This is a genomic window from Dickeya fangzhongdai (assembly GCF_002812485.1).
Classification (GTDB): domain Bacteria; phylum Pseudomonadota; class Gammaproteobacteria; order Enterobacterales; family Enterobacteriaceae; genus Dickeya; species Dickeya fangzhongdai.
In genome coordinates, this window is record NZ_CP025003.1 from 4,092,516 (window position 1) to 4,104,996 (window position 12,481).

At 52.5% G+C, this 12,481-nt stretch carries 5 protein-coding genes; 4 read left to right on the plus strand and 1 reads right to left on the minus strand.

The genetic code is table 11. From position 1 onward, the window contains the following. The first annotated feature begins 222 nt into the window (after positions 1–222). The 4 genes from CVE23_RS18370 to CVE23_RS18385 are packed head-to-tail and all read left to right on the plus strand — an operon-like array spanning position 223 to position 11,440. On the plus strand, positions 223–2,127 hold the full coding sequence (locus tag CVE23_RS18370; protein ID WP_100850102.1) for a hypothetical protein: 1,905 nt from the start codon (positions 223–225) through the stop codon (positions 2,125–2,127). After that, entirely contained in the window at positions 2,124–3,677 is a 1,554-nt protein-coding gene (locus tag CVE23_RS18375; protein WP_100850103.1) for a hypothetical protein, read from the plus strand. The genes CVE23_RS18370 and CVE23_RS18375 overlap by 4 nt, the downstream gene beginning before the upstream one ends. Then, positions 3,671–9,070, plus strand: a complete 5,400-nt coding sequence (locus tag CVE23_RS18380) for an FtsK/SpoIIIE domain-containing protein (RefSeq protein WP_100850104.1) — start codon at positions 3,671–3,673, stop codon at positions 9,068–9,070. The genes CVE23_RS18375 and CVE23_RS18380 overlap by 7 nt, the downstream gene beginning before the upstream one ends. A 15-nt stretch (positions 9,071–9,085) precedes the next feature. After that, positions 9,086–11,440 carry a DUF262 domain-containing protein gene (locus CVE23_RS18385; RefSeq protein WP_100850105.1) on the plus strand — a complete coding sequence of 785 codons (2,355 nt, stop codon included), beginning with the start codon at positions 9,086–9,088 and terminating at the stop codon, positions 11,438–11,440. Positions 11,441–11,526: 86 nt separating this feature from the next. Here the strand turns inward: CVE23_RS18385 and CVE23_RS18390 are convergent, their stop codons facing one another. After that, entirely contained in the window at positions 11,527–12,465 is a 939-nt protein-coding gene (locus tag CVE23_RS18390) for a hypothetical protein (protein ID WP_100850106.1), read from the minus strand. Positions 12,466–12,481: the final 16 nt, after the last annotated feature.

Sequence of the window (12,481 nt, forward strand, 5' to 3'; positions counted from 1 at the left end):
TATGGACAGGCTCCTGTATCTCTTCCTCGTTGCCACCGATGGCAGTACGATGGACTTGCAACCATCTTTGAGCTGTTGTTCTATTGGTTTTCATCGCTCGATGATTGGGCTTACAAGCAAGAGCCCCTACTCTTCGTGAGTAACATAGATGATCTTGCTACGACACATAACAAGAAGAATCCAGAACACTGCCGCCATCGATGATTCTTATTAGGGAACGATATGATCAGCTCATCACCACAAGACGATAACGATAGTGTTCCGCCCGCTAGTGCTTGGATTCGGTTTTTACGTAGTTACGGTCCAACTTCAAGTAATCTCACGTCGTTCGATGAGAATGTTTCAAGTGCTTTGAGCCGGGCAAAAGTCAAGCCAATTTGCTTGTCCACCCCCCTTCTAGATGACATGGTGCGGCACATCGAATCGAAGACCCCAGGGTCTATATTGATTGCCGGAACTGCTGGCGATGGTAAAACATACCACTGTCGTGCTTTGTGGGAGCACCTGGGTGGGGTTCCTAAGGCTTGGTCAGCCAAGGGTAACGTCAAAGAGCTACCTCTTTCCGATGGGCGTTTGGCGGTCTTCATCAAGGACCTTTCTGAGTTCAATGGAGAGGAGAGCGACCTTCCGTTGCAGCGCCTAGAAAGATCGGTACTTGAAGGCGATGACACAGAAGTCGTTATCCTTGCCGCAAATCATGGCCAGATTCTTGATCGTCTCCGCGATTTGGGCAGACGGCAAGCTCGCTTTCATCCACTTCGTAAACCGCTACAAGCATGCTTCTTACAGGCCGGTCCAGCTCCTGCGCGCCTGGCAGTATTCGACCTCAGTCGCTCAATCGGCCGCAAAACACTAGATGAGGTAGCAAGTGTAGTTGCAGGACATCCTGAGTGGGAAAACTGTAAGCGCTGCGCTCTCCAAACTGATGGCAAAATCTGTCCCATTGACGAGAATCGTCGCAGGCTTTTGGGGGATTCTGATCATGGCCTGCTTTCTCGTCGCTTAGGAGATTTGATAGAAATTTCTCGACTCAATGGGGTGCACCTACCCATGCGTGACTTGCTCGCGCTTTGCTCCAACATGGTTCTCGGTTGCTCAGACTCCAAGCTGGCAAGGGAGAACCTGATGACATGTGAAGATGTTGCGAAGATCCAGGATGCCGGCGATCTCGGCAAAGCTAGCATCTATGCTAATGCCTTCGGCGCCAATTTACCCAAGCGCAGGGCATCCTACCGTCCTATTTTCAAAGCAATGTCCAGCTTTGGTGTGGGTGATGAGTCCACCAATACTACTGATGGGCTGCTGGTTTATGGCAAGGATGACTTGCGCCTTCAACACGACTTCGCTCGCCTCGTTGCGAGCGATCCTATTTACGGGGCTACGCCCACCTTTGAGGCAGCCCAAGATGCCTATTTAGAGGGCTATGAGGGCAGCCGCTTGGAAGGAGGAGCCGCAGAGTTTCTCTCGAGGCTTGAAGATCAGCGACGTAGATTGTTCTTTACACTTCCGGATGGGGAGGTTGGCTATCCAAATTGGTCGATGAGCGCTTTCCGCTTTGCTGGCGATTATTTAGATATCATCGAGGCACTGAAGGCGAAGAGATCTGTCAGTGAAACAGTTCGTGGACGTATCGCCAAGGGACTTAACAGAGTATTGACAGGGCTTCTTCTTGAAAACGTAGATCGCCTATTCATAACCAGCTCGGGTGGCTTTACTCAAAGTCGAGTGAGTGTGCTTTGTGACCATGAGACGCTCTCTCGTAGGCAAGGTGGTATCGGTATGGCCATTAGGTTTGTCGAAGAAACTGGTCGCCCTCGACTCGATGTTTCGCTCGCTGTTGGCGTGGGTAATTCGGTTGTCTTCGACTTAACTCCTATTCGCCATGAGTTCCTTTCTCGCGTAGCCGAAGGCGCTTTACCTGCTAGCTTCTCTAACGAATGCCTTGAGGACCTGCTGGCCTTCAAGGCAAGGCTTTTGCGTAAGGCTGAAGACGTCAGGAAGGATGGTATGGTCGGTGATGATGACGAGATAGTTGATGAGTCCTCTGCACTGACGCTTAATTTTATCGAGATTGAGCTTGGTGGTAGTGGTTTTTCTCGCACTGTGACAGTGAGGGCCCCGGAATGAGCACAATCATTAAGAGGCCAGAAATCAAAAGTGTTGATTTTTGCGTCGATGAAAACATTTGGGGGCATCGTCTATATGATGAGCAGCTTCCGCACCTGACCGTTCTAGAGTTTCTGGGGGTACTTGGCTCTAACTTGGATCGGCCGCTCAGGCCATATCACGAGCAAGGTGGCCCTGTCATGTTTAAGCCGCAGCGGCAAATCCGTTTGCGCGGGCTGTTGTTCAACAATCCCTACGTTGCATCAATTGCGGAAAGTGCCGTGTCAGACGAGGAGAAGTGGAGGCAGTGGCTAGAGCGCTTCCAACTAGGTGCAACGGGCAATGGCGATGAGGACATGACATACTTGCGCCGGTCGTTTACCTGCTTTGACGACTTCGCCAAGGCTATCGAACTCCTGCGTTCTTCGTCGTTCGAATCACGCAGCAACAAACGCTGGAGTTCGAAATTCGCCTTCCCCTTTGGCCCCGATGCCCTATACGAAGATCTGAATATCAATGCTCGTGGAGGAATGAGCAATGATCGCCGTTTCTTTGCACGCACAGGAGAACTGCTCTATCTCATGCTCTCGCGAGCCAAGCGAGGTGCGGAACTTGGCGACATTCTGGTCAAGGGTTTATTCGATCATGAGGCACCGATGAATCGGCTAGCCAGGGCTCTGCAAGGTGCGCCGCAGCACGCCGATGAGCCACGGAAATCTGGCTATCTTCCAGAGACCTCGAATGCCCGTTTCGACCAAATCTGCGAGGATTGGCTGTCGATCCTAGCTAAAGATATGCCGATCTATGATGCATTGGAGCACTTAATCGCGCTCACAGGCCTGAACATGCTGCTCTACTTCCTGGAGCGGGCTAAGCGGGTCGCAGGCGATGACGAACCGGTGGAGTTCGTTTGTGAAATTGTATCCAAGGAGCGCACCAAGATTCGAGCACTCTCTGGTGATAGCTATCAAACTAATCAAGGGTTGTCAGCAAAGGCGGTGAGAGCTCATGTTGAGTCGCTCCGGATGGAAGCTGGTTGGATTGCCGCTGCTGACACAGAGTTCCCCGAATCCGAGCGAGTGAAGCTCATGCGTGAGCGCTTCCAATGGCCACCGACGGATAGTCGGGACGATGACGACTACACAAACAGCAGCCCGGATGAATTGATTACAAAATTAACCAACAACGCCTTGGCTCGCCATGAACAGCATGTCGGCAAGATTCATGCGTCATGGTCTCGCGCGATCGGGCTTAGCTCCCGCAGGCTTTCGAGGCGCACTCGCTATGCGCCTAACGACAAGCTGCTCAAGTCGATCGTAGTTGCCATCGTGGATGATCGGATGCAGTTTGACGAGTTCCTTGCTGAAGCCCAGCGCAGGTATGGCTTAGTGCTTGGAGACACCGAAGGCACTCGCTTGGTCGAAGCAAAATTGGTCGACCAAGAAGAGCTCAGCAGTAACCAAGATAACTTGGAAGCGCGACTTGTCGGATTAGGCCTGGTCCGTAGGCTCTCCGACTCTTGCTCGTTTGTAGAAAACCCGTTTGCGTTTCAAGGGGAAGTCGCATGCTGACGAATCGCATTATTGGCCGCGTCGGCGCGAACATCCTCGCTCAACGCATATCTAATCATGGTCAGACTGGTGAATTGGCGGCTCTATTCAGGCTCGACAAGCTTTCAGCAAACCAAATTGCGGCAGTAGCGCAAGCTATCCTTGCTAACCCAGATCTGCGAGCCAAAGTGGATTTGATGATCCCTGAGGCTTTGGTTGAAGGACAAGGCTTACCCCCAGAAATCCTGATTCCGCATAACGCGGGCTACGTCCGCAATAACCCCACGACAGCTAAGGCAGCGATCCTTACGGCTAATGGCAACGAGCACAACCTCGCCGATACTTTAGGTCACGTCATGGCCCTTGGCGCTAAAGAGATGCGTGCTGATCCTGAGTCGTGGGTTGAGGCAACACTCCACTCAGGTGGCATTGCTCCAGTGTCTGGCGACAGAGCGGTGTTTCAAGCAGCTCTTGGCGGATTACTCGCCACCTCAGAACTCTCGCTAGTGCAGCTGGGTGAGTTTTGTGCCGCTATTGTTGAGGCATCTACTCTGCGCGGGCTGCCTATCCGAGATGCTATTGGTTTTGCTTTGCCTTGTGCGGGATTGCCTAGGGACAGCTCCTATTTCTCGAGTGCCAAGATTTTTGTGGCGTTACGCAAACCATGGCACAAGGCTTTCACCAATCTCTTTGCTCAGCGTGCGCCGCTGCTCAAAAAGCTCCGCCCAAACGGCCAGCCTCTCGACTCGGAAGAGATATCTGAGCGTATAGAAGCAAATGCAGCAGAAATTTCGGACGCGGCCCGCCAAGCGCTCGAAGCCTTCGCTGCCGCTCCTGCTGGAGATCAAGAAGCATCTGATGCTCTCGCCCACTTTGAGTGGGAGAGTGATGGTGTATATCTGGCCTTCGATAAACCCAAGGAAAAGCAACTGGGTTTAGCCGTATCGACGATTCACTTCTTCGACCATGAGTGCGACCAAGAGAGCTCGCTCGATGACGAGGGGCGCAAGCTTCTGGAGGAGTTACATAGCCGTGAGCGACGATCCGAGTTTACTGAAGAAGATGAAGCATTTTTCGTTAAGCAGCGACGGCTATTAGAGCAAGACCCCAAACTTTGCTCGCGTTGGGAGAAAGCCCTCTACGGTAAGCCCATTGACTGCAATGATTTCTTAGAAGGGTTTACACGGGTAGTTCACAGCCTGCATGCCGGTCTTCGAGACCCTCAAGGAGAACGAATCCTGCGCTTCACTGTGAACAAGGGGCGAACGGAGTGGCGAGAGCGATTCAATTATGACGCTGGCTGTTTCTTTTCTGCAATGTATCGCGGTTTGAAAGAGCTTATGGGAGCAAAGGTTGACTGGAAGGTCACTCGCATGACTACGGCAAACCTACCAGACCCCTTGTTTGACTTCGAGCGATACTTCTCGAAAGAAAAAGAACTCGCCACTAGCCGCAATAAAAAACTCAAGGCTCAAGGCTCGCTTTCCAGAACTGCGATGCAAATAAAGTTTGATGTAGAGCTGCTAGGCGTTACTGGCGGCATTGAAACAAAACTAGCGAAGACCCAGCTCCTTTGGAGCTATAAACCCACGTATATCGGTTTGTCGATGGTCGCCGATATGAAACGTCTATTAGAGAAGGGCGCAGTTGGTTGCACGGAGGTACCCCGGCGCCTAGTCAGCAAAAAAGGGGGGGTACAAAGCGTCTCGTTACTTGATACCGGAACTTTGGAAGCGACATATTCGGCTGATGCAGGCTCGTTAGTTCCGGCGACTAGCAGGCTCCGGAGCTTGTGCCAAGAGATAAAGAATCGGATCAAGGAGCTCGCTCAGGAAGGCCGACTGACTCAAGACCAGCATAACGAAGTAAAAGCCTCGTGGGATACGTTCGAGCAAGATTACATCAGCGCTATGGAAGGCTTCCTCAAGACAGGGTTGCATGGTGATGCCGTTATGCGTCAGGCCGAGTCTTTTGCCTCGCTTCTGAATACCCTGATGGCGCATGCTCGTGGTGACGTTTGTCGTTCACGATTGGTGTCCGAAGTACTATCAATAGGCACGGCTCGCATTGTTGGCGACAATCCAGCAATAATTATTCCGCCGTGGCATCCAGAACGCATGAAGGCTCTAGCGGTGAAGACTCGACGCGTTGCCGGTTTCGCAAGCCATTTGCTATCGAGCAGCAGCATACTTTATGGCGATCGCGAGATCTTTATGCGGGAGCTCTCTGATGAGATTGCCCATCCGTTCTATCCGGAGATCGCGGTCCTCAATCGGGATGGTGCTATGATGCTGGTTTCAGCGAGCAGCACGGTTAACGGTTACAGCTTATTGGAGTCTCCTACTCATGGAGCTAAGGAAGCTATGACCGATGTCGATCCGACAGCCGCTGCCAAACAAGCGCGAGAGCTTTTGGAGCGTTATGTCGGGTTGCAACCCCATGAGGCAAACAATCTTAGCGTTGTACTCTACAATGCCGATGCTGCAGAGTTACCTCTCGCCACAGTTCGAGAACTTTCCTCTATTCAAGAGGATGGCAAGCTTCAATGCAGCGTTTCAGTGCGCCACTCAGATCCAAGTAAGTTACGACGAATTTATGGTGAGCTGGTCAATAAGGCTGGAGACGATCCTGATCTGCCAGTGGTCAGCGAGACTAGCGACAATTTCATGTCGAAGCTGCGGATTTCAGTAACGCCCCTCTCGGCTACCCCAGGTGAAAGTGCGCAAGGATTCAAGGCCTTTGATGTCGCCTTCCTGCATGACGTAGTTGCACGCGCAGCACAGACAGAGTGGCTCCCTGTTCCATGGACAAATGATCGGCCCAACGTAGAGCATGCTCCTTCGCGCTGGTCATATCGAAGCGCATCGGGCGAGAATGAGCTGAAGTCAACTACATTCCTGGCTTGCCCATGGCAAACAGCAACAGGCTGGGCATATGTGTCAGCTGTCGCTGCCGTTTGCCGTCAAACTGACGCTCTGCCGGAGGAGCGATTCCTACCTGCACGCCGTATTTCTCTGCAAAGTCCTGATCTAGCGTCAATGATCAAGGATGCACATGAGTTGGCTGAATGGGTGGCCACCTATGATGAGCTTCTCGACAAACGCCAGCTCCAGCACAACAACATTACAGTGGTGCGCTATCGTCGGGGTTCGACCAACGGCCGCAATATGATTGTCAGCTCCACTTCAGAACTGCGATTGTTGGACGTGCTCGTCCGCAGGCGATTGCAAGAGTTGAATCTCCAGCTTCAGCCAGCAGAGATCCAATCTGTTGCCGACAAAGCTAAGCGTGATGCGCTTTCAATCTCCGGTGATATCGTGCTTCGTGCCGCCAAGCGAGGCGTTTCCGCAGGAGAGATGATAGGTTTGGTGCTTAGCCGTTATTTACTTGCGGAAGAGTTCAAAGCAGCAGACGGACGGAGCTTGACCGCCTATTTCCTGCTCGACGATTATGCAAGCTGGCTATCACAGCCGGAGAGCCGCATAGCGGATATTTTGGCTCTCAACGTCGAGGAATACGATGATACCGTTCGTGTCGGTATTTCTATCGTTGAGTCTAAATATGTTGGAGTCGACGGACTGGCCAATGCACGCCGTGGTTCCAAAGACCAACTCTTAGCAACATTAGGTATATTTCGTGAGGCGCTTTTTGGTGATCCTGGCCGCCTTGATCGGGACGTTTGGTTGGCACGTTTGGCTGATATGCTGATCGATGCTGATGTCCCACCCGGTATGAGCGGCTTGATGGAGCGAGCCCGTGCCAAGTTACGAGAGGGCAATGTGGAAATCTCTCTACGAGGTTACTCGCACGTCTATATCCACAATTCGGATGCTGGTTTGGTCTCGGCGTCTGATCAAGAGCTGTTGGATGACACCGAAGGTGTAAAGGCTTGGCAAGAAGTCTTCGACAGGCCGGATTTGCGAAAACTCGTCGAAACTTATGCCAAAGGCGTAGGTGCCCACGAAGCCCGGGCAAGTCTTGGTGCTCAACAGCCTTGGAGTGGACACACTTTCAAAAAGCCCGCACCACGAGTGCAATGGTTGGCCAAGCTGGATCAGCTAACCTGTGAACAAGCCCAAACCCCTGATGAAGAGTCTTCCGACATTGATGTTGTGGCTACCGATCAGATCCACACGGTGGCAACGCCGTCAGTTGTTTTGGTGGAACCGACACAACTCTCTCCAACCGACACCGTGTCGCCCTCTAGGGAGGTTGCAGCAACCGTCACCAACTTGGGCTCAGCACTATCCAAACTGGTAGCATCTAAGTTTGCAGGTAATGCGCAAGTTGACGCCGAGAGGGATGAGTGGGCCAAAGATGTCACCCAGAAGCTTAAAGCAGCGCTCAACAGTTATGGGCTGCAGGCCGCTGTCCTTGGCACACGCTTAACTCCCAACGGTTGCCTTGTTCGCCTAGCCGGTTCTGATCGACTTCGCGTCGAAGACATCGAGAATAAACGTACACAGCTTTTGACCACCCATGCGATCAGCCTTGTCACTGTTCAACCCAAACCAGGAGAAATTGTGGTGACGGTCGCTGGCGCCAAACGGCAAGCGGTGTCACTTTGGGAGCTTTGGTCACGTCGAGAGCCCAATAGAAATATTGCAGGTATCAACACCTCATTTCTTCTCGGGTTACAAGAGATAAACGGTGCACTGCTCTATCTGAACTTAGGGTCGGAGTTTGGTGGCCTTTCATCGCATGAACCGCACTCCCTAGTGGCGGGAGCAACGGGTAGTGGTAAGTCAGTGCTTATCCAGGCGCTGCTATTGGATATTGCCGCGACCAACCCGAAGGATCTCGCACAAATCATCTTGATTGACCCGAAGATGGGTGTGGATTATGCGCCGTTGGCCGATTTGCCACATATGCGTGATGAGATTGTTACCACCAAGGAGAAGGCCGCCGAGGTGCTAGACGCTCTAGTAGAAGAGATGGAAGAGCGCTACCGCGCTTTCGCAAGAATCAGAGCGCGGGACTTACCCTCCTACAATTCAAAGGCTTCGGTCGAAGAGCGGCTTCCAATGATCTTCTTGGTTCATGACGAGTTTGCCGACTGGATGCTTGACGACGCCTACAAAGCGGCAGTTGGAGCAGCGGTACAACGATTGGGCGTGAAGGCCCGCGCAGCAGGTATTCACTTAATCTTCGCGGCTCAGCGCCCTGACAAGGATGTAATGCCAATGCAACTTCGTGAAAACTTAGGCAATCGATTGATTTTGAAGGTATCCAGCGAGGCGACATCAAAGATAGCGCTCGACAGACCTGGAGCGGAATTACTTCTGGGTCGTGGCCATCTGGCTGCCAAGCTCAACGGTGAACAGGGGCTGGTCTTCGCGCAAGCGCCATTCCTTTCCGACCTAGACATCGAAGCGGCAGTGGCAGCCATCAGAATAGATAACTCAAATCAGTAATTTACGGAGATCCTTATGGCTCAGCCATTCAAACACGATGCTGCCAGTCTGCTCGACTTCTTTTCCCAGAGCGGACGCGGTTTCTACGTCCCCTACTACCAGCGCAACTATTCCTGGGATGAAGAGAACGCAACAAAGCTGATTGAGGATATATTCTCCAGCATCAAGCGCACGCTCACCAAGCCGGAGAACAGTATTTTTCTCGGTACGGTCATCCTGCACGACGAGAAGAATGTCCAGACCGGCGTCCACTCGGACACGCCGAACTTATTGACAAAGGTGGCCAATGTCGTCGACGGCCAGCAACGTATCACGTCGATTGCAATGCTGGCTTGTGCGATCGTCGAGCAGATTAATCAGACAGTGCCAAGGCTCAAGGCATTGGCAGGATCGGCAACCGAGTTCGATGCGTTGGCGACGGAGTTGACCGACGAACTGCCGAATATCCGCAAGTTCTTTTCGGTCGATATAACTAAGACCGGCGCGCAACCCTCTTTGAAGCCGAAGATCATTCGGGCTGGTGACGTGTCAGCGAATCCTGTATCGGATCAGTGGACTCTCAACGGAAACATCAATCACTTCTATCGCTCCAACACGTCGAGCGTTCTCTCGCAGTTCATCGCCGGCATCGCGATTAATACGATCCAAACTGATGAACGAGTGGGCTCAGTTTTGGGTGTGTTCCAGGAGAAGATCAGCGAAGAGCTCAACTCTGCGAACTCTGAACTTGCAGGAGGGTTGCTTTCGGCGAATGGTGTCGCCGATGGAAGTCTACAAAACTTCATGGCCTATCCGCCTATCTGGACGAACATCGAGGCCCTCCCGCCGAATGAGCAATCGGTCTACTTCGGCGGCATGTTGCTTCTGGCAGTTTGTTCCTTCTTGAAAAACTCGTGTCACTTTGTGGTGATCGAATGCCTGGATTTGGGCCTGGCTTTCGATATGTTCCAGTCGTTGAACGCCACTGGTACGCCATTGACCGCGTTCGAGGTGTTCAAGCCTCAAATCGTCAAGGCCTGGGGCCATGGCTACTCGACTATGATTAAGCCGCAAGTCGATCGAATCGAGAAGGTGTTTGAAACTGAAAGCAATTCGTCAGATAAGGAGGCGCTCACAGATAAGGTGATTGTATCCTCAGCCTTGGTGTTCAATGGCATGGAGCGAAGCCGACGGTTTAGCGAGGAGCGCGACTGGCTGACAGATACTCTTGAAGGCTCATTGAGCGGTGGCGTGCCGACAGACAAGTCGGCCGATTTCGTCACGACAATTGCCGACCAAGCCGAGTATTTCCTAACCTTTGTGAAGCCACGGAAGTCACCGAAGAACGCTAACACGTTTGGTCTGTGCACTCACCTTGTTACCTTGGGGTTGACGCCTCAGCAAGCCGATCGCGCAGCGCTGTGTGTCTTCTACCTCAAGGATGCTGGTCATCAATTTGCTCACGCCGTGTTGAGTGTTTTTTATTCCAAGCTTCTCCGTGTACAAACGGTCGCGGCGAATAGGACTGTCGCTGCGGCCGAGTTTGTCGCGGTAAGTGAAGCGACTGCAGCCTTCTTCACACTCTACATGGGCGCACAGCAAGGGCGTTTCCCCGATTCAGACTATCGAGCATTGTTCCAGGCGACCACCGCGAACATTTCCTTTGCAAACGGATCGGCGAATCAGACCGCGACTTTCGTCAAGGCGGCGTTTCGACAAGCGTTGGAAAACCAGAATATCTACAACGCAGCCGACGCGATTGCTGCGCGACGAATTTGGGTCGATCTTGCCAAGGAGAACCCGTGGTATTCGCGGAAAGCGGTTTGCCGATTTGCGCTGTTTGCTTCGGCTCATGACGCTGCGCCGGATCTAACCGCTGGCAACGAAGGACTCTTCACCAACGGAATGGCGAACTCGGCCGACCTGCTGAACTGCCGCGCATGGTACAAGGATGACTACGAGGTGATTGAGCATGTCGCCACACGAGAACGGCCCTCGTCGATCAAGTTTCCTGCGTACTTCGATTCCACCATCTATCCAGGAAACAATTCGGTTGTAGACAAGCTTGGGAACCTGACGCTGCTATCTCGTCCGGTGAACTCGTCGATCTACTCTGAGTGGCCAGACAAAATTTTCTACTATTGGAATCTCACCATGCCGGGATCGACGGCAGCTGGCCCAAGCGGAGCAACCTTGGCATCTACGTTGGGCATAGGTAGTGTGCCGCCGTCACTCGCGACATTGGTCGCGGCGTCAAACTATCAATCTCACTTGGCACCACTAGCTTTCCGTGGTCAAGGCGGGCACCATTGGGATGCCGCGTTCATTACAAGGCGATCCGAACACTTGTGCCAACGCGTCTTCGACAAGTTGGACTCCTGGCTGCGATAGCAGGCAGGGGTTCGTTCGGACCTGTCTTTTGGTGGCTCGAATTACGCCTGAGGAGGTCCTTGTCGAGGCGTGATGACTTCAATGTCCTACTTCTCGTCATCGTCAACGCGGTAATGGTCTTGGTGAAGAGCGAAATCGCTTTGACGATGTAAATCGAGGATGTATTCGAGAGTGCATCTTTCCTTGAAACGGTCGAATTCTTTGCCATATCCCACCATGGAGTTGTAGTCGTACGACTCGAATCCAGGGCTGAACCAGCGTAGGATGATCTGTATGTATAGAGCCACGACGCGGCACGCGTGCTTGAGCATGAGGACCAATTCCTCGCTGTCCTCATAGCCGCCATAGTCCACTGGCGGCGCCAATGGGAAGGCCCCATGCGCGACATGATTTCGAAGGTTGCGTACGAGTTGAAGGGCGAAGGTGGGAAATACTTCTGCACCGACCTCTATGCCACCCACTGATGCGTTGTGTTCGGCTTTGTATCGATTGAATAGGTTGATGAAGTTTCTGCAGTGGTGTTCGAAGTCATTTGGGGCGGCCAGCGCGCCCATTCGTTCGAAAAGATCATCAAGAAGCGCTACGGCCCGCATGCTGCTAGTCCGCTTCAGATCCTTCTTAGCCACGCCCCTAGCTACAGACAGCGGGGCGTAGAGATGATCGATGAAGCGGTAAGCCTCTTCTAGACCATTGCAGACGAACACGAAGCGCGTAAGCGCCGTAGCATAGTTTGTGTAGTGCTTGGAATGCGCGTCTATGTTGTCAGCAACCGTGCCGCAGTAAAAGCTCGCATCAGAGGACTCGAACTTCCAAGTGTTAACTTCAACCTTTTCAAGCCGAGCGGCTAACGCGAACCAATCTCCGATCGTGTTGGTCCGGATAGTTGTCGTGCCATGTTCGCTTTCGTAGATCGACTTGTTCCCAAGAAAGCTTGCAGCAAGGCCTACTTCAATCAGATGTTGAGATAACTTTCTAGTAAAAGAACAAACAGGACATGACTGCAAAGGCCTAAGTTGAGGGTCCATTAGTACTCATTTGGTC

What these genes read in the sequence shown, in the direction of transcription:
- CVE23_RS18385 (WP_100850105.1), top strand. Translation starts at nt 9,086, where the DNA reads ATGGCTCAGCCATTCAAACACGATGCTGCCAGTCTGCTCGACTTCTTT.
- CVE23_RS18370 (WP_100850102.1), top strand. Translation starts at nt 223, where the DNA reads ATGATCAGCTCATCACCACAAGACGATAACGATAGTGTTCCGCCCGCT.
- CVE23_RS18380 (WP_100850104.1), top strand. Translation starts at nt 3,671, where the DNA reads ATGCTGACGAATCGCATTATTGGCCGCGTCGGCGCGAACATCCTCGCT.
- CVE23_RS18390 (WP_100850106.1), bottom strand. Translation starts at nt 12,465, where the DNA reads ATGGACCCTCAACTTAGGCCTTTGCAGTCATGTCCTGTTTGTTCTTTT.
- CVE23_RS18375 (WP_100850103.1), top strand. Translation starts at nt 2,124, where the DNA reads ATGAGCACAATCATTAAGAGGCCAGAAATCAAAAGTGTTGATTTTTGC.